The organism is Streptomyces sp. DSM 116793 (assembly GCF_057320905.1).
On the sequence record NZ_CM170494.1, the window covers coordinates 8,672,325 to 8,694,025 of the forward strand.

At 74.5% G+C, this 21,701-nt stretch carries 14 protein-coding genes; 6 read left to right on the forward strand and 8 right to left on the reverse strand.

What is annotated here, in order from left to right; genetic code table 11:
• Positions 1-102: 102 nt before the first annotated feature.
• Complete coding sequence (locus ACSMXW_RS34280) at positions 103-3,495, reverse strand: CHAT domain-containing protein (RefSeq protein ID WP_485802124.1); 3,393 nt, start codon at positions 3,493-3,495, stop codon at positions 103-105.
• Between the two features lie 312 nt (positions 3,496-3,807).
• On the reverse strand, positions 3,808-4,926 hold the full coding sequence (trpS, locus tag ACSMXW_RS34285; protein ID WP_485802125.1) for a tryptophan--tRNA ligase: 1,119 nt from the start codon (positions 4,924-4,926) through the stop codon (positions 3,808-3,810).
• Between the two features lie 274 nt (positions 4,927-5,200).
• Between trpS and ACSMXW_RS34290 the strand changes: the two genes are divergently transcribed.
• The 5 genes from ACSMXW_RS34290 to ACSMXW_RS34310 all read left to right on the forward strand — a co-directional run bounded on the left by ACSMXW_RS34290 (position 5,201) and on the right by ACSMXW_RS34310 (position 12,289).
• Entirely contained in the window at positions 5,201-6,841 is a 1,641-nt protein-coding gene (locus tag ACSMXW_RS34290; RefSeq protein ID WP_485802127.1) for an amidohydrolase, read from the forward strand.
• A 208-nt stretch (positions 6,842-7,049) separates the two neighbouring features.
• The gene (locus ACSMXW_RS34295; RefSeq protein ID WP_485802129.1) at positions 7,050-7,787 is read left to right on the forward strand and encodes a L,D-transpeptidase family protein; all 738 of its coding nucleotides are present in this window, start codon (positions 7,050-7,052) and stop codon (positions 7,785-7,787) included.
• A 339-nt stretch (positions 7,788-8,126) separates the two neighbouring features.
• Entirely contained in the window at positions 8,127-8,828 is a 702-nt protein-coding gene (locus ACSMXW_RS34300; protein ID WP_485802130.1) for a response regulator, read from the forward strand.
• The gene (locus ACSMXW_RS34305; RefSeq protein ID WP_485802132.1) at positions 8,825-10,690 is read left to right on the forward strand and encodes an ATP-binding protein; all 1,866 of its coding nucleotides are present in this window, start codon (positions 8,825-8,827) and stop codon (positions 10,688-10,690) included. The genes ACSMXW_RS34300 and ACSMXW_RS34305 overlap by 4 nt, the downstream gene beginning before the upstream one ends.
• 372 nt (positions 10,691-11,062) lie before the next feature.
• Entirely contained in the window at positions 11,063-12,289 is a 1,227-nt protein-coding gene (locus ACSMXW_RS34310; RefSeq protein WP_485802134.1) for a phosphodiester glycosidase family protein, read from the forward strand.
• A 142-nt stretch (positions 12,290-12,431) separates the two neighbouring features.
• Here ACSMXW_RS34310 and ACSMXW_RS34315 read toward each other — a convergent pair whose 3' ends face one another.
• The 3 genes from ACSMXW_RS34315 to ACSMXW_RS34325 all read right to left on the reverse strand — a co-directional run bounded on the left by ACSMXW_RS34315 (position 12,432) and on the right by ACSMXW_RS34325 (position 16,015).
• Complete coding sequence (locus tag ACSMXW_RS34315; RefSeq protein WP_485802136.1) at positions 12,432-13,319, reverse strand: LLM class F420-dependent oxidoreductase; 888 nt, start codon at positions 13,317-13,319, stop codon at positions 12,432-12,434.
• A 266-nt stretch (positions 13,320-13,585) separates the two neighbouring features.
• Positions 13,586-15,469: a Na+/H+ antiporter NhaA gene (gene nhaA, locus ACSMXW_RS34320; RefSeq protein ID WP_485802137.1), complete on the reverse strand. Its 1,884-nt coding sequence runs from the start codon at positions 15,467-15,469 to the stop codon at positions 13,586-13,588.
• A gap of 186 nt (positions 15,470-15,655) precedes the next feature.
• Positions 15,656-16,015, reverse strand: coding sequence for a (2Fe-2S)-binding protein (locus tag ACSMXW_RS34325; RefSeq protein ID WP_485802139.1), 360 nt, complete (start codon positions 16,013-16,015; stop codon positions 15,656-15,658).
• 439 nt (positions 16,016-16,454) lie between these two features.
• Between ACSMXW_RS34325 and ACSMXW_RS34330 the strand changes: the two genes are divergently transcribed.
• On the forward strand, positions 16,455-18,485 hold the full coding sequence (locus ACSMXW_RS34330; RefSeq protein ID WP_485802141.1) for a SpoIIE family protein phosphatase: 2,031 nt from the start codon (positions 16,455-16,457) through the stop codon (positions 18,483-18,485).
• Positions 18,486-18,747: 262 nt separating this feature from the next.
• On the opposite strand, the gene ACSMXW_RS34335 is transcribed toward ACSMXW_RS34330, so the two are convergent.
• Genes ACSMXW_RS34335 through ACSMXW_RS34345 form a run of 3 tightly spaced genes read right to left on the reverse strand, consistent with a single transcriptional unit; the run spans position 18,748 to position 21,652 of the window.
• Positions 18,748-19,395: a LutC/YkgG family protein gene (locus ACSMXW_RS34335; RefSeq protein WP_485802143.1), complete on the reverse strand. Its 648-nt coding sequence runs from the start codon at positions 19,393-19,395 to the stop codon at positions 18,748-18,750.
• Positions 19,392-20,900, reverse strand: a complete 1,509-nt coding sequence (locus ACSMXW_RS34340; RefSeq protein WP_485802145.1) for a lactate utilization protein B — start codon at positions 20,898-20,900, stop codon at positions 19,392-19,394. Before ACSMXW_RS34340 ends, ACSMXW_RS34335 begins: the two co-directional genes overlap by 4 nt.
• A complete protein-coding gene (locus ACSMXW_RS34345) occupies positions 20,897-21,652 on the reverse strand; it encodes a (Fe-S)-binding protein (RefSeq protein WP_485808486.1) in 756 nt (251 codons plus the stop codon). The genes ACSMXW_RS34340 and ACSMXW_RS34345 overlap by 4 nt, the downstream gene beginning before the upstream one ends.
• Positions 21,653-21,701: the final 49 nt, after the last annotated feature.

Genomic DNA, 21,701 nt, shown 5'->3' on the forward strand with positions numbered 1-21,701 from the left:
GCGCGGCGCCCCACCGGGTCACCTCCGGTGGGCGCGCCGCGGCGACCGCAGGTGGGTGGTCCGGTGGTGGTTCGGGGTCAGGTGGTGGTTCGGCGCCACCCGTCACGCCCGGCGTAGCGCGTCCGCCCGGACGGGGGAGTGGTGGGCCCGCCGCAGCCAGCGCTCGTTGTGGGCCACCGTCCAGGCCACCAGTGCCGTGGTCCGGAGGGGATGGCCGTCGCCGAGTCCCTGCCACGCCTCCAGGGCGGCGTCGTGCGCCGCGACGGCCTCCTCGTACCTGCGTTCCCGCAGCAGCAGCGCTCCGAGGTGGCTCGATGCCGTCGCCACGCCGAGCCGGTGACCGCCGGCCCTGAAGAGTTCCCGTCGCCTTCTGACGGCCGTGATCTCGTCGGTCCTCTCGTCCGTCGTGGGATTGCCCTGGTGGGTGAAGGCGGCCCAGCGGTGGACGCGGTGGAGGTCGGTCCGGGCGGCCTCGCGGCGCAGCACGTCGTGGAGGCCGGGCGGGACCTTCCGGTCCGGGTCGAGCATCCAGAGCTGCGCGGAACGCAGGGCGTCGGCGGGCGCCTGGCCCCGGGCGGTGCGGAAGTGGTGGAAGACGGCCATCATCAGGGCGGTCGGGGCGCCGTGCACGGCCCAGCGCGAGCCGACCACGTCCGAGGCGCCGTGCGCGACGAGGGCGGTGGCCAGGGTGAGGGCCTCGTCGTGGTCACGGGTGCTCAGGTCGGTCTCGCAGGCGCTGAGCACGACCAGCGGGCCCGCGGTGCCGGGGCGGGCGACCGCGGTGCTGTCGAGGATCCTGGCCACGGTCAGGCGCCCCGCGTCCGGTGGAGCGCCGGGCGGCGCGGCGAGCCGCAGGGCGGACCGGGTCGGATCCGGACCGGCGAGGGCGTGGCAGGCGATGTGCACGACGGCGGCCGGCGCCGAGCCGCCCGGCAGGACGGCGAGGACGTCCTCGGGAGTGCCCGGTGCGCCCTCGCCCCCGCCGTCCGAGGAGAGCTCCCCGTAGCACAGGGCGTCCGGATAACAGGCCGTCAGGAGGGCCTCCGTCTCGATGGCGGCCCAGACGAGCTCGAGTTGCGGGTCGTCGACCAGTACCTTACGTCCGGTGGCGGGCATGCGTTCCCGGGCCGCGGCGCGCCGGAACTGGCTGCCCGAGGAGGCGTAGCTGATCACCGCTTCCTGGCAGGCGTAGCGGTGTCCGCCTGCCCCGTCCCCGCCGGGGTCGCCGGGGGCGCGCGCCGCGTGCCAGGGGACGACGCCGAGCCGCCCGCAGGGCACCAGCACGATCCGCGGTGTCCGGCCCGGGTGGCCGACGGCCGCGAGGACCGGGCCCATGGCGGCCGGCCAGGCCCAGTCGCACAGCTTGTCCAGCATGACCTCCCAGTGGGCGTCCCACGCCGACTGCCACGACATGTGGACGCGTTCCGTGCGGGCCCGCGAGCGCTGCGCGGCGGCGTCGAGGTAGGCCTCCAGCGGCGGGCTGGCGTCGGTGAGCAGCGGCAGTGCGAGGGTGACGGGCTCCTGCGCTCCGGCGCCCGGCCTGAGGACCAGCGCGTGGCCGGGCTGCCCGGGCCCCTCCCCGGGCACGAGGTAGACGAGCGCGTCGGCGCCGGCGGCCGCGAGGGCGCCGGTCAGCTCGGCCACACCCGGCACCTCCACCACGTCCCTGGTGTACTCGCTCGCCGGACGCAGTTGCATCATCCTGCGCCGCAGGGTGCTGGAGAACTGCGGTCCGCTCGGCGGTTCGAGCAGCGCGGCGGCGTCCGGGCTGAGCAGGTCCCGCAGGGCCTCGGCGTGCCAGCGCGCTGCGAGGTCGGGCCGGCCCGCCGCGGCCATCTGCTCCGACAGACCGCGTGAGGCGGTGGCCTTGCGCAGGACGAGGGCGCGGCCGAGCTCCAGCGCCCACACGGCGTCGGCGACCTCGCCGGACTCGATCCTGCGGTGCGCCAGCCACAATGCGTGCACCGTCCCGGACCGGGCCACCGCAAGGCCGTGCTCCGCCCTGCCCTGGATCAGAACGTTGAAGGCCATGACGAGGAGGGCCTTCCCGCGGATCGACAGGCTGGCCTCCCGGGCCCGGGCCGCGTCGTCGCCGGTGCGGCTCCGGCCGTGCGCCCACACGGCGTCGGACGCCAGGATCATCACGTCGGCGGTGCCCGGCCACACCTCGCCCCGGTCGATCAGCTCCCTCGTCCGTGCCAGGAGCAGGGAGAGCTCCCGCAGGCAGGGGCCGAGGAGATCGGGGGCGCCGAGCAGGTCGGCGGCGCGCAGCAGGGCCCGTGCCAGGCCCTGTCGCAGCGCCATCTCCGTGGGCGCCGGGCACCCCGTCCCCGCGAGGGCCTCGTGCACGGCCTCGACGGCGCGCCGCACGGCCTCCCGGCTGGGCTCGATCATGGCCAGCCGGGTCACCAGCGAGGCCTGCTGGTACTGGAAGAACACCCGCATCGACGGAGGGAGCCCCTGCGGGGCGACCTGCCGCGCCTGCCGGAAGCAGCGCGCGGCGAGGTGGTACGAGGCCGGGTCCCCGGCGCAGTCGGCGCTCGTCTCGTACGCCATCCCCAGGACGACGGCGACGGCGAACCGGTCGTGGTCGCTCGCGGGCGGAGCGGCGGCCAGAGCGCTCAGTTCCGCGATCAGGGGCGGCAGCGCCGAGGGGTCCCCGCGCCGCCGGGCCACATCGATCTCGGCGAGTGCGGCGGCCACCGCCATGGAGACCGGGAGGGCGGTGCCCGCGCGGCCGAGGGCGGTGCGCAGCTCCCGCAGCACGGCCAGTCCCGCCTCGGCGTCCTGGAGGCTGCCGCCCAGGCCCGCCGCCTGGGACAGCGCCGTGGCGAGCATGCCGGCCAGCGGCCCGTAGGCGGTGGCCGCCGACGGGTCCCCCGGCAGCGTGGTGATCAGCCGCCGGATCCGGGCGACGAGCCGTTCCAGGGCGCCCATGTCCCCGCTCTGGCAGGCACGCACGTTGTCCACGGACAGGGCCAGGTACTCCACCAGGCCGACCTGCCCCCACCCCGCGAGCTCACGGCGGCCGGCGGGATCGCTCTCCGGCTGCTCCGCCGCCTCGTCCACCTCGTCGAAGTCCATCATCCCGGGCACCAGGACGTTCGCCTGCACCAGCAGGGCGGCGTGGAGCCGGGCCAGGCGGGGCCGTTCGCCGTGGGCCCGCCCAGGCAGTGAGCGCAGGGCCCCACGGACCACGTCGGCACAGCGCCGGACGTCCTCGGCGCGCGCCCCGGCGGGTGCGTCGCCGCCCGATCTCAGCCCGGTGAGCAGGGCGCGCAGGGGCGCGTACAGCGGGGCGTCCAGCCCGAGGGCGCCGACCTCCGCGGCGGCCTGTCCGGCGGGGACACACGGATCGTAGACGGTGGTGGCAAGCCAGCAGACCAGGCCGGTGAACCGCGCGACGTCCCCGGAAGCCCAGGGCAGGACCCCGCGGACGGCATCGGCCAGCGGGTCGCCCCCGGGCCCGCTGCCGGAGACCCCACACGACGTCATCGGTTTCCCCCCTCACCGGCTCTGGTGGCGCATCGGCGGCGTGGACGGTCCCGCATCGGGATCTCGGGCGGCCCCGGACGCCGACGGTGGCCGCGGTGCCGTGAGACGCCCCGCCACGACGATGTCCGACGCCACGCCCCGCCAAGGGAATTGTCCGCTTGGAGCGGGCCCCGGCACCAGACGGCTCGCGCGGGTACGCGGACCGGGTCACCGGGGCCGAAATCCCCGAACGCGGTCACCTCATCCCTGAGGAGCGGCCCGACGCGCCCGTGGAGCACCCTCCGCGGTTTCCCGGCCTGACCCGGCCCGGTGTCAGTAGTGGCTGTTCATGGCGGCACGCACCTCGGCGAGGGTGGTGTCGGCCACGGCTCTGGCGCGGTCGTTGCCCTCGCGCAGGACCCGGCGGAGGTAACCGCGGTCCTGCGCGTACCGGGTACGGCGGGCCCGGATCGGAGCCAGGTACTCGTTGACCGCCTCGGTCACCGTCCTCTTCAGAGCGGCGGCTCCCGCGGAGCCGATGTCGGCGGCGACCTGCTGGGGAGTGAGGTGCTGGCAGAGGGCCGCCAGCAGGAGGAGCGAAGACACCTCGGGGCGCGTGGCCGGGTCGTAGGTGATGTGGCGCTCGGAGTCGGTCCTGGCACCCTTGATCAGCCGGGCTGTCTCGTCCGCGCCCGCGGCCAGGGTGATGGCGTTCCCCCGGCTCTTGCTCATCTTGGTGCCGTCCGTGCCGAGCAGCAGCGGTATGTCCGACAGGAGCGCACCGGGCTCGGGGAAGACGGCGGTGCCGGCGCCGTAACGGTCGTTGAATCGGCGGGCGATGGTCCGGGTGAGTTCGAGGTGGGGCAGCTGGTCCTGACCGACCGGGACCAGGTTGGCCTTGCAGAAGAGGATGTCGGCGGCCTGGTGGGCGGGGTAGGTGAACATCAGGCCGCTGACGGAGGACTGCCGCGCCTGGGCGATCTCGTCCTTGACGGTGGGATTGCGGCCGAGCTCCGCCGTCGAGACCAGGCTGAGGAAGGGCAGCAGCAACTGGTTGAGGGCGGGAACGGCGCTGTGCGTGAAGATCGTGCTGCGTGCCGGGTCCACGCCGATCGCGAGGTAGTCCAGGACCAGCTCCTCGACGTACCCGGTCAGGTTGTCCGCCACATCGCGGTCGGTCAGCACCTGGTAGTCCGCGATGATCACGAACATCTCCACGCCGAGGTTCTGGAGACGTACGCGGTTGTGGAGGGTGCCGAAGTAGTGGCCCAGGTGCAGCCGCCCGGTGGGGCGGTCGCCGGTCAGCACCCGGAACCGCTCGGGATCCTCGGCGATCAGCCTCTCCAGCTCCGCGCTGCGGGCCCGGGCGGCAGACGTCCGGAGCGCGTCGGCGCCGGCGGAGGAGGCTGGGACGGGGGCGGCGGGGCCCGCGGTGCGGAGTGTGGTGTTCATGGTGTCTCCTGGTGGGGTCGGTATCGCCGTCAGGACGACACGACCCCTGATCCAGGGACCACGGAAGGGCCGTCCGTCCGAACGGCCCGGTGCGCGCGTGAGAGGTGGCCGCTCCTACGAGGAGCGCCACCAGCTCAGACACGACGAAAGACGCATGGGCACATCGTAACGCCGGCCACCGCGAGGTCCAGGGCCTCCGGCTCCGGTGGCCGGCCCCGTGCCGACGGCACCCCGGCCCTGCGCCCCGGCCGACCCCGCCCGTACGATCGCCCGCATGGCGGAAGTCGCAGCGGCCGATCTCGTGGTCCGCGCACGGCGGATCCACACCATGGACGCGGCGCACCCCACCGCGGTGGCACTGGCGGTACGGGACGGAACCATCGCCGCGGTCGCCAGGACCGCCGACGAGGCCGACGCCCTGGACGCGCTGTGCGGGCCCCGCACGCGCCGGCTCGGCGGCCCGTCCGCCGTCGTGCTCCCCGCCTTCGTCGACACCCACAACCATCTGATGCTCGCCGCCCGCAACCGCCTCGGCGTGCCGGTGTCCGGGGCGGCGGACCTCGCGGAGTTCCTGCGGCTGGTCCGGGAGCGCGCCGCGCACACGCCGCCCGGCCGGTGGATCGTCACGGCGGCCGACTGGCACGAACTCCGGCTCACCGAGCGGCGCCTGCCCACCGCGGCCGAGCTCGACCGGGCCACCGCGGACCACCCGGTGCTGGTGCTGCGCGGCGGCCACAACGGCGTACTGAACACCGCGGGCCTGCGCCTCGCGGGCATCGGCCCCGGCACTCCGGACCCGCCCGGCGGCTTCGTCGCCCGCGACGCGTCGGGGAACCCGACCGGGTGGGTGCAGGACACCGCGCTCGAACACGCCCAGCGCGCCCTGCCGCCGACACCCCCCGACCTGCTCGCCGCCGGGCTCGAAGAGGCCTCGGCGCACTACGCCGGGCACGGCATCGGCACGGTCAGGGACCCGGCCGTCACCCCGGCGGAGTGGGCCGCCTACACGGCTGCCGGGGACGCCGGGCGGCTCTCCGTGCGCTCCCACGCGATGATCTTCTCCACCCGGACGAAGGTCGAGAGCGCCGGCTCGCCCGACGCCTACCTCGACGCGCTGGAGGAGCAGGGCATCCGGCCCGGCGCCGGCCGCCCCGGACTGCGGCTGTGGGGCCTGAAGCTGGTGCTCGACGGCGGTGTCGAGGCCGCGGCGCTCCAGCAGCCCTACGCCGACCGGCCCGGCTACCACGGCGAGTTGATGTGGGACCGGGCGGCGCTCACCGACGTCCTGGCCACCGCCGCACGCCGTGGCTGGCCGGTCGGCACCCATGCGTTCGGCGACCGTGCCGTGGCGCTCCTCCTCGATGTGCTGCGTGCGGTGCGCGACCGGCTCGGACCGCTGCCGCCGGGCGCCCTGGTGGTCGAGCACGGCGGTCTGGTCGGCGCGCGGATCGCCGACGCCGCGGACCTCGGGTGCCACATCACCGTCCAGCAGCCGCTGCTGGACGGCCTCGCCGAGGCGCTCAGCACGGCATGGGGCGCCGAACGGGCCGCCGGTCTCTTCCCGTTGCGCGAGCTGCTGGCCGCGGGCGTCTCCATCAGCGCCGGCACCGACCACCCCATCGGCCCCCTGGACCCGCTGCGGGCCGTCCACGGCATGGTCACCCGCCGCACTCCCGTCGGAGTCCTCGGGCCCGGCCACGCGATCGACCGGCACACCGCCTTCCGGCTCGCCACGACGGCCGGTGCCCGGCTCCTCGGCGGCACCGGCGGGCTCGCCCCGGGCGCCCCCGCCGACCTGGTCGCCTACCCGGACGACCCGCTGGCCTGCGCCGAGGAGCGACTGCTCACGCTGCGCCCGGAGTTCACCGTGGTGGGCGGCCGGGTGGTGCACGGCGGGGGAGCCGCCCGAGAGTGACGGAGATCGCTCTTGGGACCTGACGATTTCCTCACAACTGGGCGCCATGGTCGGAGTCATGACGAGGAAGCCGCACAGCACCACCGGTTCCGGCCCGCGCGCTGGATCCGCCCCCCACACCGGACTGTTCGCCGCCTCTGCGGGGTCCTCCGCCTCCGTGGCACCCCCCGGTTCCGCCGTGCCCCGTGGACGCACCGTTCGCCCGCGGATGCCGGCCGTGCCGGCGGCCGTGCTCGCGGGTGCGCTGCTGCTGTCCGGGTGCGGCGCCGTGACCACCGGCGGAAGAAGCGAGGCCGCGGCCACCGCGGACGACCGTGCCGCACCGTCCCCGGCGCCCTCGCTGTCCGTCGAGGTGGCACCCCAGCAGATCCCCGGCCTCGGGCCCAAGACCTGGGCCGAGGTGCCGCCCACGGCCCGCCAGGCCGTCGTGGTGACCGGCCGGGACAAGGACTCGCCGCTGTCCACCGCCGTGCTCTACGAACGCACCGCGGCGGGCTGGCGCGCGGGGGAGAGCTGGCCCGCGCACAACGCCCTGCACGGCTGGACCGGCCACCACCGCGCCGGGGACCTGCGCTCGCCGATCGGCGTCTACACCCTCACGGACGCGGGAGGCCGGCTCGCCGACCCCGGCACCAGACTCCCGTACGACCACTCGGGGGCCTTCACCATGCCCGGCACCGGGTTCGAGGGCGAACCGCTGGAAGGCTCCTTCGACTACGTCGTCGCCATCAACTACAACCGCAAGCCGGGCACCACCCCGCTGGACTGGACCCGGCCGCTCGGCGCCGGACGCGGCGGCGGCATCTGGTTCCACGTCGACCACGGCGGTCCCACCCACGGGTGCGTCAGCCTCAGCAAGGACCACATGAAGGAACTGCTGCGCGCGCTGGACCCCGCCCTGCATCCGGTGGTGGTGATGGGCGACGCGGCGGCCCTGCGGAAGTGAGCGGCTCGCCGCGAACGGGTGCGCCTGCGGGAGCGGTCGCGGCGGGTGGGTTCTGGGGAACGGGTGCGCCTGCGGGAGCGGTCGCGGCGGGTGGGTTCTGGGGAACGGGTGCGCCTGCGGGAGCGGTCGCGGCGGGTGGGTTCTGGGGAACGGGTGCGCCTGCGGGAGCGGTTGAGTCCCGGCGGCGGTTCGACTCGGCTCACCCCTTCCGCTTGCGCCTGCCCACCCTGCTCGGGTGCGTCGGGCCCCCGGTACGGGCCCCCGGTACGGGCCCCCGGTACGGGCCCCCGGTACGGGTCCCCGCTCCGGGCACCGCCGTACGGGCCTAGCATCAGCGGCGTGTGCGCACATGTGCTGGTCGCCGAGGACGACGAGATGCAGGCCGAGCTGATCCGCCGCTCCCTGCTGCAGGAGGGCCACACCGCCACCGTGGTCCACGACGGGCGGGCCGCCCTCGACGCGGTGCGGCGGGACAGGCCGGACCTGGTCGTGCTGGACCTCATGCTGCCGGTGATCGACGGCTACGGGGTGTGCCGCGTGCTGCGGCGCGACGACGACGTCGCCATCCTGATGCTCACCGCCCGCTCCACGGAGGACGATGTGCTGCTCGGCCTGGAGTTGGGCGCGGACGACTACATGACCAAGCCCTACAGCCCGCGGGAGCTGATGGCCCGGATCCGAACGGTCCTCAGGCGGAGCCGGCCCCCGGCGCCCGGCCGGCCCGCGACCACCCCCGTGCTGCGGGCCGCCGGACTCGTCGTCGACCCCGCCCGTCACGAGGTGCGCTGCGACGGCTCGCCGGTCGACTGCACCCCCGGCGAGTACGAGATCCTGCTGGCCATGGCGGCCGAGCCGGGCCGGGTGTTCTCCCGCAGACAGCTCCTGGAGTGCACCCGGGGCATCGACCGGGCGTCCACCGAGCGGGCCATCGACGCCCACATCATGAACCTGCGCAGGAAGATAGAGCCCGACCCGCGCCGGCCCGTCCGCCTCCTGACGGTCTTCGGCGTGGGGTACAAACTCAGCGGTGAGCGGCCGTGACGGGCCGCCGACTGCCGCGACGGACCATACCGCTGCACAAGAGCCTGCTGGTCAGGCTGCTGTTCACCTCGGTGCTGATCGCCGCCTGCTCGGTGGCGGGCACGGCCTGGCTCGCGGTGCAGACCACCACCAGCGCCATCCGCGAGGAACAGGGCCAGGTGCTCTCCGAGGACACCGACATCCTGCGCCGGCTGAGTGGCTGGGCGGCCACCCACCCGAGCTGGGCAGGCGTCTCGGACGAACTGCGCGCGCTGACCCGCAGGACCGGCCGGCGGATCGCCCTGACCACCACCGACCGGGAACCCATCGCGGACTCCGCCGCCGGCCGGGTCCCGCTGCCGCCAAGGGCGGCCGCCACCATCGACCCGCTGCACACCGACACCTCCACCGAGCCCGGCGCCCAGATCACCGGCATCGATCCGCGTGCCGTCGGCCCCTACCGCCTCACCCGGTCCGAACGCGAACGGGTGCTCGCGCTGGCCGAGATCCGCCGCACCTGCGCCGCGAAGTACGGCATCGACACACGCATCACCCAGACGCCCAGCGGCCGCTCCCTACTGGTCGGCGAGGACGGCTCCACCGACGTCCCCGTCCCCGACGCCTGCGCCGACGGCAAGCTCAACGCCCCCGTGCCGACCGAGAAGGCCGCCCTGAACAGGCTGTACGCCGACGCGAAGGCCTGCCTGGGCCCGGAAGGAAACGGCGCGTCACGCGGCGCCACGCTGTTGTTCTCGCTGGACTTCGGAGGCCAGCCCCTCGCCGTGCGCTACCTGCCCGAGGACGCGACGGGACGGAGCACCGCGGCCCAGCGGAAGGAGCAGGAGTGCGTCGAATCGGCGCGCCGCCGGCAACTCGACCCGTATGTCGCGCCGACCGCGGAGCTGTTCCTCGGCAGCGCCGACACCGCCCAGCCGTCGTTCGACATGTCCAGCGCCAACAAGGCGAAGGTGGTCGCGGTCGTCGCGCTCGTCCTCGCCCTCACCGTCGCCGTGACCGTCGTCGTCGGTCTGCGGCTGGTGCGGCCGCTGCGCGCCCTCACCCAGGCCGCCCAGCAGATGCCGGAGCGGCGCCTGCGGGTCCCGGTCGCCACCCGGGACGAGACGGGCATCCTCGCCGCCGCCTTCAACGACCTCACCGAGCGCCGTGAACGCATCGAAGCACAGCGCAAGGCGATGGTGAGCGACATCGCCCACGAGCTGCGCACCCCGCTCACCAACATCCGCGGCTGGCTGGAGGTCGCCAGGGACGGCATCGTCGAGCCCGATCCCGAGCTGCTGGCCTCCCTGCACGACGAGGCGGTGGTGCTCCAGCGCGTCATCGACGACCTCCAGGACCTCGCGGCCGCCGACGCGGGCACGCTCCGCCTGCGCAGGGAGCCGGTGCGCGCCGACGAACTCCTGGAGCAGGTGGCCGCCGCCCACCGAGTCGCGGCGGACGCGGCCGGCGTCGAGCTGGCCACGGCCGCGCCCGGCAGCCCCTGGCTCGACGCGGATCCGGTCAGGATGCGGCAGGCGATCGGCAACCTGGTCTCCAACGCCATCCGCCACACCCCGGCCGGGGGCAGCATCACCCTGACCGTGCGGCCGGACGGCGAGCAGGCCCTCTTCGAGGTGGCGGACACCGGGAGCGGGATCGCGCCGGAGGACCTGCCGCACGTCTTCGACCGGTTCTGGCGGGCCGAGAAGTCCCGCAGCAGACGCACCGGCGGGAGCGGGCTCGGCCTTGCGATCGTCCGCCAGCTCGTCACCGCGCACGGCGGCACCGTGACCGCCGAGAGCGAGCCGGGCGCCGGCTCCGTCTTCCGGCTGCGCCTGCCGTCCCGGCCGGCACCGCCCCCGGCGTCCGAGGGCGACGGCGGCTGACCCGCACCGCAGGCGGACGCGCCCGGTCCATGGCCTGTGGGCTGAGCGGTGACACGCTGCGTTATCACCAGCGTGCGGGCCTGACCCTCCCCCACCCCGCGCACCGCCACCGGCCGGCGCCCACCCCGGCCGACCTCGACGAGAACGCGGCAGCCGCTCGCGGCGAGCACCGCGGCCGTCGGGGCGAACGCCGCGGCTGAACGGTGGGCGGCCCCGGTGAACACGCCGGGAGCGCTCGGCCAACAACCCTGACGCCCTCTTCCGCCCGGTGTCCGGGCGTGCTGAAGTCTCGCCTGAACGCAGTGATGTGACGAGTGGCGAGATGTCAGGGGTGGGGCTGTGGCACAGCGAGCTGTCCGGGAATCCAGATGCGTGCGGTCGGCGGCGGCCGCGCTGGCCGTGTGCGGTGTGCTCGTCGCGGGCGGGATCGCGGGCGCGGGGCCCGCCGCGGCCGCGCCGCACGGGGTGGCGGTCGAGGCCGCGGGCGCCACCCGGGTCGCGCCCGGCGTGGTGTACCAGGACATCGGCTTCACCGCGTCGCACGGTCAGGTCAACGGCCATGTGGTCACCGTCGACCTGCGCGATCCGCACGTCTCCGTCGACCTGCTGCACGGTACCTCGGTCACCGACCGCGAGCCGGTGTCCGCACTCGCCGACGGCCAGGGCGCGGTGGCGGGGGTGAACGGCGACTTCTTCAACATCTCCGAGACCCACCCCTCGGTGCCGCCCACCGGCTCCTCCGACGGCCCCGCCATCGCCGGGGGCCACCAGCTCAAGGCGGCCGTGCCGAACGGCCAGCGGTTCGGGCCGGCGCTGCCGCCCGGCACCTCCACCCAGGACGTCATCGGTGTCGGCGCCGACCGCAGGGGCCGCCTGGACACCCTCTCCCTCAAGGGGGCGGTGCTCACCGGGTCCGGCACGCTGCCGCTGACCGGCCTCAACCAGTACGCACTGCCGGAGAACGGCGTGGGTGCCTACACCTCCGACTGGGGCACCGTCTCCCGCGCCCGCGCCACCTGCGGCACGGACACCGTGCGCGAGGCGCCGTGCAGCACCGACACCTACGAGGTGACCGTGCGCGGCGGCCGCGTCGTCTCCGTCGCCGGCACGCCCGGCGCGGGCCCCGTCGCACCGGGGAGCACGGTCCTCGTCGGCCGTGAGCAGGGCGCCGACGCGCTGCGCGCGCTGGTCCCGGGCGCGCGTGTCCGGGTCTCCTACCACCTCGCGGGGCAGGGCCGCGTCCCGCTGCGGTTCGCCGTCGGCGGCTTCCCGATCCTGCGCGCCGGGAGCCCCCTCGCCGGCCTCGACACCGTCACCGCCGCGACCCGCACGGCGGCGGGCGTCGGCTCGCACGGCCGGGTCCTCTACCTGCTCGCCCTGGACGGCACCGCCGAGACCAGTGCCGGGCTGACGATCAGCGAGCTGGCCACGGTCATGCGGGGCTTGGGCGCCGACGACGCGGTCAACCTCGACGGCGGAGGCTCCACCACCCTCGTCACCCGCGACCCCGGCGCCCCGCACGTCACGGTCCGCAACCACCCCGGCGGCGGAGCGGAACGCCCCGTGCCCAATGGGATAGGCGTCTTCTCGCGGCCGTGACCGACGCGTCCGCCGGGCCGGCCGAGCGCGGCCGGCCCGGGGTGGCCGACGCGGGGTGGCCGGTGGCCCGATGCTGCGCGGGGCCCGCGGCCCGGGCGCGTGGGCTCCGGACACCGCCCCGGGCCCGCCCGGGTCACAGGCGTCAGCGCAGGGAGAACACCGTGGAGAGCTCGCGCCACTCGGCAAGGGGCAGTGCTCCGTCGCGGCCCTCGGCGGTGAGGACCTGGAGGGCGACGTGGTCCGCGCCCGCGGTGAAGAACGCGTCCACCCGGGCCCGGGCCTCCTCTGCGCCGCCCAGGGCGAAGAGCGCGTCCAGGAGGCGGTTGCTGCCGCCGCCCTCGAAGTCGCTCTCCTCGAAGCCCAGCCGGAGCAGATTGCTCGTGTAGTTGGGCAGCCGCAGGTACATCCCGAGGGTCTCGCGGGCGATGCCGCGGGCCGTTTCGAGATCGTCGTCCAGGACCACCTTCAGCTCGGGCGCCAGCAGCGGCCCGGCGCCGAGCACCTCCCGCGCCTGCCGCACGTGCTCGGCGGTGACGAGGTACGGATGGGCCCCGCGGGACCGCTCGCCGGAGAGCTTGAGCATCCTGGGCCCGAGCGCCGCCAGCACCCGGCGCTCCGGCGGCACGGGGCGATCCGCCGCGTCCAGAGCGGCGAGGTAGTCCACCATGTGCGAGTAGGGCCGCGCGTACTGCGGCGCCAGCGCGTCGTGGCTGACGCCGATGCCGAGGACGAACCGGCCCGGTGCCCGCTCCTCGAGCTGCGCCACCTGCGCCGCGACGTCCTGTGCGGAGTGCTCCCAGATGCTGAGGATGCCGGTGGCGACGGTGATGCGCGAGGTGGCGTCCACGATGGCCGCGGCATCGGCCATCGAGGGACTGCCGCCGATCCATACGGTGCCGTACCCCAACTCCTCCAACTCGGCCACCGCCTGGGATACCGTACCGCGGCGTGCCGCGTCGGCGTCCGCTGTGCGCAGCGAGGGATTCCAGATGCCGATCCGGCCGAACAACTCATGCGTGTCGGAAGTCATAGCACCAGCAGCGAACGCACCCGTCACGATTATTCCTCCTCGGCGCCCCGCCGGCGTTCCCCGTCGGCCGTCCACTGGCGGCACGGGCCGGACCGGCCGTTTCTCACCCTCGCGGATTCCCGTCCCGGCGCACACCGGCACATGCCGACGGGCCGCCCGCGCCACCCGTTCGGCAGGCACCCGCCACGCCCGGGCCGTGCCCGCCACCGTCTTCCGCCGGGCGGCCCGCGCGGGCCACGGCCGCCCGCCCCGCCCGGTGCGGTCCCTCACCAGGTCCTCGCCGCCGCCGCCTGCACCGCCGCGGAGAGGCTGCCGATGTCGTACGAGCCGTGGTGCCGACGGCCGTTGACGAAGAACGACGGTGTCCCGGACACCCCGCTCAGGTCGGCGGACTCCATGTCCTGCGCGATCCGCACGGCCCCCGACTTCGCCCGCAGCGCGCGCCGGAACCGCTCCGGGTCGAGGCCGATCTCCTCGGCGTAGCGCACCAGGTGCCGTTGGGTCAGCTCGCCCTGGTGCGCGAGGAGGCGGTCGTGCATCTCCCAGAACGCGCCCTGAGCGGCCGCGGCCTCCGAGGCCTCCGCGGCGAGCATGGCGTGCGGGTGGACGTCGATCAGCGGCAGGTGCCGCCACACATAGCGCACCTCGTCCCCGAACTCCCGCAGCAGATCCCGGACGATCGGCTCGGCCTGCCCGCAGTAGGGGCACTCGAAGTCGCCGTACTCGACCAGCGTCACCGGCGCGTCGTGCGGACCGCGCACATGGTCGCGGTCCGGGTCGACCGGCTCGGCCAGGTCGACCAGGCCCTGCGCGGTGCCGTAGAGCGCACGGGCCCGCCAGCGCGGCGGCAGGAGGGAGACGACGAGCGCCACCGTCCACGTGGTCGGCAGCGCGCAGACGACGGCCGCGAGCACCCCGAGCTTGGCCTCCGCGAGCCGCTCACCGTGGAACGCCAGGGTGGCGATCAGCAGGGAGACGGTGAAGCCGATGCCCGCGATGGTGCCGCCGGCCATGACCCCCGCCCAGCCGGTGCCCGGGCGCAGCCGGCCCTTGCCGAGCTTGAACGCCAGCCATGTGGAGCCCACGATCCCGCACGGCTTGCCGAGTGTGTAGCCGAGCAGGATGCCCCAGCTGACCGGCGAGTGGACGGCGCGGGACAGCAGGTCGGTCCCGATGGTCACCCCGGCGTTGGCGAGCGCGAAGAGCGGCACGAACACATAGCTGGTCCACGGGTGGTACAGGCGCTGCAGCCGCTCGTTCGGGGAGAGCGCCTCGGCGAGCCCCTTGCGTGCCGAGCGCTCCAGCTCCGGCGTCGGCTGCTCGCGGAACTCCCGGAAGAGGTCGCTGGCCCGCTCCAGGTCGCTGCGGGCCGCCGGGTGCGCGTAGGTGAGCAGTCCCATGACCAGCCCGACAACGACGGCCTCGACGCCCGAGACGGAGAACGCCACCCATGCGGTCACGCCCAGCACCGCATCCACGGGCCCGCGGCGCACCCCGGCGGTGTGCAGCACCAGGACCAGGGCGAGCACGCCCACGCCCACCAGCAGCGCCGTGAGGGAGACCGAGCCGCTGTACACGACCGTGATCACGGCCAGCGCCACCAGGTCGTCGACGACGGTCACGGTCAGGATGAACGTGCGCAGCACCCGAGGGAAGCGGGCGCCGAAGAGCGACAGCAGTCCGAGTGCGAACGCCGTGTCCGTGGACATCGCGGCGCCCCAGCCGTGCGCGGTGGGGCCGCCGGCGTTGAGGGCGAGGTAGATCCCGACCGGGACCAGCATGCCGCTGAGCCCGGCGAGCAGCGGCACCACCACCTGCCGGCGCTCGCGCAGTTCGCCCATGTCGAGCTCCCGGCGCGCCTCCAGGCCCACGACGAAGAAGAAGAACGTCATCAGGCCGCCGTTGACCCAGTGCCGCAGGTCCTGGGCGAGGCCGTGGCCGCCCACCCGGATCACCAGGTCGGTGCGCCAGAACGAGTCGTACGTGCCGGGCGCGGCGTTGGCCCATGCCACGGCGCCCACGGTGGCCAGCAGGAGCACCACGGCGCTGCCGACCTCGGTGCGCAGGAACTCCCGCAGCGGAGTGGTCAGGTTCCTGGTCCAGGCGCTGTACGAGGAGTAGGTGTCGTCTGTGTCCTGCGGTCGGCCCATCGCCGACCCCTCCTCCCGGCGTGGATTCCTCGGCCGACCGCTCGGCAGGCAGTACCGTCGCCTGAGCCGTAACCGTAATCGATCAGCGATTCGCTCGGCGAGGAGACCCGGGTGCGGCGAGGAAGGAGAAGCCGACCGCGAGGGAGCCGGCACCGAGCAGGAATCCGCGGCGGGTGGTCTCGACGCTCACCTGACCATCTCCTCGGCGGCGGAGCGTATGGCGGCGGTGATCCGGGTGTGGCTGCCGCAGCGGCAGAGGTAGGCGCGCTCGTTCTCCTCGGTGGCGCCGGACAGGAAGGCCCGTATCTCGTCGGCGGACGGCACCGAGCGGTCGACCGCCGCGATCCGGCCTTCCAGCCCGCCGAGCGCCGCCGTCACCGTGCCGTTGCCGCAGAACGCGCACTGCCCGGCCTGGAACTCCACGAACGCCTCCTGCAGCGGATGCCGCCGCCCGTCCGCCGCGAGGCCGTCCAGGGTGCGCACCTTGGTGCCGTCGGCCACGGTGTGCACCTGCGTGGTGCAGGACCGCACGGGGGCGCCGTCCACCAGCACCGTGCAGGCGCCGCACTGCGAGACACCGCAGCCGACCGCGGCCCGTGCTGCCCGAACCGCTCGCGGAGCCAGTACAGCAGCGGCTCGGCGGCCACGTCCTCGCCGCTGCCTGCCGTCTGGTACTCGGCCTCGGCCCGTTCGCCGTGCAGCCGGATCGTCCGTACGGGCACACCACAGCCAACATCCGGCCCGCTGCCGTCGCCCGCCCGGTGCGGGAACCCGCGAGCCGGCACACGACGGTATGCACGCCACCGCTCCGGGGTAATGGTCTGAACCAATTGCGTGGCCCACTGCGGTGCCGCCTCCCGGCCCCTGCCCGCTTCGGGTGCCGGGGGGTTCAGCCGTCCGGGTCATACGGACTGCCGTCCGGCCGCGGCGGGGATTGACTGGAGCCCACGGCGCGCAACCGGAGCGCCGGGGAGGCCGGGGCGGCATGGATCCTGACTACGGTGCGGCGCTGCTGAAGACGCTGTTCACCCAGTCTCCCTTCGGGCTGTACGTCATGGACCGCGAACTGCGCGTGGTGCGCAGCAACCGGGGGTCGTGGGCGGCGGACGGGACGGATCCCGGACGGCTGGCCGGCCACACCCTGAAGGAGGCGGGGCTCGCCACCGACGAGGTGGAGGACATGCTGCGGCGTGTGCTGGAGACGGGTGAGCAGGTGATCCAGCACGCCTATGGGATCCGCCTGCCGGCGCCGTCCCCCCAGGAGCGGATGCTGTCCCTGTCCGCGTTCCGCCTGGAGGGGCCGGACGGGCGCCCGGTGGGCGTGGCGGCCACCACGATCGACATCACGGAACGGTGGCGGGCTCAGCGCCGCCTGGAACTGCTGCACCGTGCGAGCGAGGGCATCGGCAGCACCCTCGACATCTTCCGCACCGCCCAGGAGCTCGCCGACGTGGCCGTGACGGGGCTCGCGGACATGGTGTCCGTGGAGGTCCTCGACTCGGTGCTGCACGGCGACGCGCCGGCGCCCGGCCCGGTGTACGACCGGCTCACCGTGCGCCGGGCCGGGTTCCGGGCCGCACCGGGTACCCGGGCCCGCAGCGTGTACGGGCTCGGCGCGGTGCGCGTGCTGCACCACGGCACGCCGTACTCCCAGGTGCTCTCCGACCTCAGGCCCCGGCTGATCCGCAGGCTCCTCCCCGAGGACATCTGGCTCACCAAGAACGAGGCACTGGCGAAGCTGGTGCGGGACGCGGGGCTGCACTCCAAGATCACGGTGCCGCTCACCGCCCGCGGGGTGGTGCTCGGCATGGCCTCCTTCTACCGCGCCGCGGGCTCGCCCGCCTTCGACGACTCCGACCTCGACCTCGCCATGGACGTCGCCAGCCAGGCCGCGACCAGCATCGACAACGCCCGCCACTACACCCGCGAACACACCAGGGCGCGCCTCGTCCAGCGCAATCTGCTGCCCATCAGCCTCCCCGAGCACGCCGCCGTCGAGACCGCGTACACCTATCTGCCGTTCGCCTCCGGCGGTGCCTGGTACGACGTCATCTCGCTCTCGGGATCGCGGGTGGCGCTGGTCGCCGGGGACGTCTCCGGGCACGGCATGCCCGCGGTGGTCACCATGGGCAGGCTGCGCACGGTCGTGGGCGCGCTGGCCGTGATGGACCTGTCCGCGGAGGAACTGCTCGAGCGCCTGCACGAGATGACCGCGCAGCTCGCCAGCGAGTACCCCTCGCGGATCGGCTCTCCCGTGCACCTGACGGCGACCTGCCTCTACGTGGTCTACGACCCCGTGATGCGCTCCTGCGAGATGGCCAGCGCGGGCCACCCCGCACCGGTGCTCGTGCGGCCGGACGGCCGGGCCGAGGTCCCCGACGTGCCGCAGGGACCGGCGCTGGGGCGCGGGGTGGCCGACTACGCGTCCACCCGGCTCAGCCTGCCACCGGGCACCGTGCTCGGCCTGCGCAACATCGGCCTGATCAAGGCCGACACCGACGAGGAGCTGCGGATCTACGAGCATGCCCTGAACCGGCCGGGGGCCATGCTCTGGGACGTCTGTGACGACCTCGCGTCCTGGCTGCTCCCCGAGGATCCCGTGGACGACGCGATGCTGCTGCTGGCCAGGACCCGCGCCCTGGCCCCGCGGCACGTGGCGTCATGGACGCTGCCGAGCCGGCCGGAGAGCGTCGCCGAGGCCCGCCGCCTGGTGCACCAGCGGCTGACCGACTGGGGCCTTGACGACCTGCGCTTCACCACCGAGCTGATCGCCAGCGAGCTGGTGACCAACGCGGTCCGCTACTCCAGCGGCCCCGTGGACCTGCGGCTCATCCGGGACGGGTCGCTGATCTGCGAGGTCTCCGACATGAGCGGCGCCGCGCCGCACCTGCGCCACGCGGAGGACGACGACGAGGGCGGGCGCGGCCTGTACCTGGTCGCGCAGAGCACCACCCGGTGGGGCATGCGCCGCACCGACGGCGGCAAGACCATCTGGACGGAGCAGCCGCTGCCCTGACCCCGCGGAAGCGGTGGGCCGGCGCCGGCCGGTGCACGACCGCTGGACCGGCCCGGTTCGCGCACGGCGCGCGGGAGGCACCCAGGACGGCGGCCGCGCGCCCCTTGCGGGCCGGGGCGCGTGCGGTCCCGGGGCCGTACGACCCCCGGCGGGTGCAGGCGACCGCACTCACGTCCCCGCGGCCGTACGACCCCCGGCGGGTGCAGGCACCCACGTCCCCGCGGCCGTGCGGCGCCCCCGGCTCGGCCGCGGGGACGGCCGCTCAGCCCTCGTCCAGGAGGACGACGTCCAGCCTGCGGGGCCCGTGCACCCCCTCCACCCGGTCGAGTTCGATGTCGCTGGTCGCCGAGGGGCCGGAGATCCAGGTGAGCGGCCGCTCCGGGGTCAGCCTGCCGAGGGCCTCGGGGACCGACGAGACGACCTGGGAAGGCACCCGCACCACGCAGACGTGGTGGTCCGGGATGAGCGTGATCCGGCGCCTGCCCTGGTCGGGGCCGCCGTCCAGCACGAGGGTGCCGGTCTCGGCGATCGCCACCGCACATCCCGTCACCACGCTGTCCACCAGGTCCAGCCGGTGCGGCGTGAGGCCGGGGTCGTCGGGCACCCGCTCCGGACCTTCCCCGGTCAGCCAGCCGTCCGGCAGCCCGTGCGGCACCAGGACCGACCGGGCGCCGCGCTCGGCCAGCAGCCGGGCGATCAGTCGGGGCAGGCCCGCGGTGTCCGTACGGTGCACCAGGGCGCGGTAGTCCGCCAGGTTCTCGGCCAGCAGGTCCACGGTCGCGCTCTGCGAGCGGTCGCCGTGCACGCGGTGGTAGTCGCGGTGTACGGCCGCCTCGTAGGGGGTGTCGTCGTCCGGCACGTCGGCGAGTGCCCTGCGCACCCGGCCGAGGATCACGTCCTTGCTGCTCACCGCCGGCCCTCCCCGCCCTCGGCCCGGGCCGGCCCGGCCGGCTGCGTCCGCCGGGTGCGCCGCCACCATTCGCGGAACGGTTCCGGCGGCAGCTTGGGCAGGTCACGGGTGGCCGTCCAGGCCCGCCCCGGGCCCGGCAGGGTGCGCGGCTGGATGCGCCGGGTACCGGAGGCCAGGCGCTGGCCGGCGCGGAGCGCACCCGGATGGCTGAACGCGAAGCGCGCGGCGCGCATCGCGGCGCGCTCGGCAGCGTGCCCGCGGGCCGGCCGCAGCGTCACCTTGGCGCCCCGCCGGACCACCGGGCCGCCCTCGACGACCCGCTCCCGCAGGTGCACCAGGACCTCCGGGATGTCGATGGCGACCGGGCACACTTCGTAGCAGGCGCCGCACAGCGAGGACGCATACGGCAGCGACGCGTCGATGTCGGTCGCGGTGCCGCGCAGCTGGGGGCTGAGGATCGCCCCGATCGGCCCCGGGTACACCGACCCGTACGCGTGGCCGCCCGCGCGCTCGTAGACCGGGCAGACGTTCAGGCAGGCGGAGCAGCGGATGCAGCGCAGGGCCTGCCGGCCCACCTGGTCGGCGAGGGTGTCCGTGCGGCCGTTGTCGAGCAGCACCAGGTGGAACGTGCGGGGTCCGTCGTCATCCGTGGTGCCGGTCCACATGGACGTGTAGGGGTTCATCCGCTCCGCGGTCGAGGAGCGCGGCAGGGTCTGGAGGAAGACCTCCAGGTCCCGCCAGGTCGGCACGAGCTTCTCGATGCCGACCACCGAGATCAGCGTCTCGGGGAGGGTCAGGCACATCCGGCCGTTGCCCTCGGACTCGAAGACGGCGAGCGTGCCGGTCTCGGCGACCATGAAGTTGGCGCCGGAGATACCGACCTTGGCGCGCAGGAACTTCTCCCGCAGGTGCAGCCGCGCGGCCTCGGCCAGCTCGGCGGGGGTGTCGCTCAGTCCCGCGGGTGCGGGGCGGCCCCACTCGCTCATCTCGCTCGTGAAGATGTCCCGGATCTCGCCGCGGTTGCGGTGGATCGCCGGGACGAGGATGTGGGACGGCCGGTCCCTGCCGAGCTGGACGATGAGTTCCGCGAGGTCGGTCTCGTAGGCGCGGATGCCCTCGGCGGCGAGGGCCTCGTTGAGGCCGATCTCCTGGGTGGCCATGGACTTCACCTTGACGACCTCGCTCTCGCCGGTCGCCTTCACCAGGCCGGTGACGATGCGGTTCGCCTCGTCCGCGTCGGCCGCCCAGTGCACCACGCCGCCCGCGGCGGTCACCGCCTCCTCCAGCTGGAGCAGATAGCGGTCGAGGTGGCGCAGGGTGTGGTCCTTGATCTGCCGGCCCGCCTCGCGCAGCGCGGCCCAGTCGTCCAGCTCGGACACCGCGACGGCGCGCTTGGCGCGGATGGTGTGCGTGGCGTACCGCAGGTTGCGGCGGAGCGTCTGGTTGCCCAGGGCCTCCTTGGCGGCCGTGGGGAACGCGGGCATGCCCACGAAGGTGCCGGTCATGCCAGGGACTCCTCTACCGTGCTCGCCAGGATCTCGGCGATGTGGACGGGCCGGACGGACGTGCGCAGCCGGGTCATGGTGCCGCCGAGGTGCATCAGGCAGGAGTTGTCCGCCGCGCACAGCACCTCGGCCCCGGTCGACTCCGCGTTGCGTACCTTGTCCGCGCCCATGGCCGCGGAGACATCGGAGTTCTTCACGGCGAAGGTGCCGCCGAAACCGCAGCACTCCTCGGCGCCGGGCAGCTCCACCAGGTCGAGTCCCCGGACCGCGGACAGCAGCCGCCGCGGCCGGTCGCCGAGGCGCAGCGAGCGCAGCCCGTGGCAGGTGGGGTGGTAGGTGACGGTGTGTGGGTAGTAGGCGCCGACGTCCGTCACACCCAGCACGTCGACCAGGAACTCGGTGAGTTCGTAGGTTCTGGGCACCACCGGCGCCAGCTGCTCGGCGAGCGCGCTGCCGCGGCCCTCCGCGCGGGCTCTTTCGCCGAGCCGCGGATACAGTTCGCGCACCATGGCCGCACAGGACCCCGACGGGGTCACGATCGCCTCGTAGTCCCGGAAGACATCGGAGAACTGACGGGCCAGGGGCTCGGCCTGGTGCCGATAGCCGGTGTTGTAGTGGGCCTGCCCGCAGCAGGTCTGCGCCATGGGGAAGTCCACCTCGACCCCCAGTCTGGTCAGGAGTTTGACCACGGCACGGCCGGTGTCGGGATAGAGCGTGTCGTTGACGCACGTCAGGAACAGGGCGACACGCATCGCGGGCTCCTCTTCATCGGTCATCGGATGGATGCAGACTACGCGTCGC

What these genes read in the sequence shown, in the direction of transcription:
- ACSMXW_RS34280 (WP_485802124.1), bottom strand. Translation starts at nt 3,495, where the DNA reads ATGACGTCGTGTGGGGTCTCCGGCAGCGGGCCCGGGGGCGACCCGCTG.
- trpS (WP_485802125.1), bottom strand. Translation starts at nt 4,926, where the DNA reads ATGAACACCACACTCCGCACCGCGGGCCCCGCCGCCCCCGTCCCAGCC.
- ACSMXW_RS34290 (WP_485802127.1), top strand. Translation starts at nt 5,201, where the DNA reads ATGGCGGAAGTCGCAGCGGCCGATCTCGTGGTCCGCGCACGGCGGATC.
- ACSMXW_RS34295 (WP_485802129.1), top strand. Translation starts at nt 7,050, where the DNA reads ATGCCGGCCGTGCCGGCGGCCGTGCTCGCGGGTGCGCTGCTGCTGTCC.
- ACSMXW_RS34315 (WP_485802136.1), bottom strand. Translation starts at nt 13,319, where the DNA reads ATGACTTCCGACACGCATGAGTTGTTCGGCCGGATCGGCATCTGGAAT.
- nhaA (WP_485802137.1), bottom strand. Translation starts at nt 15,469, where the DNA reads ATGGGCCGACCGCAGGACACAGACGACACCTACTCCTCGTACAGCGCC.
- ACSMXW_RS34330 (WP_485802141.1), top strand. Translation starts at nt 16,455, where the DNA reads ATGGATCCTGACTACGGTGCGGCGCTGCTGAAGACGCTGTTCACCCAG.
- ACSMXW_RS34340 (WP_485802145.1), bottom strand. Translation starts at nt 20,900, where the DNA reads ATGACCGGCACCTTCGTGGGCATGCCCGCGTTCCCCACGGCCGCCAAG.
- ACSMXW_RS34345 (WP_485808486.1), bottom strand. Translation starts at nt 21,652, where the DNA reads ATGCGTGTCGCCCTGTTCCTGACGTGCGTCAACGACACGCTCTATCCC.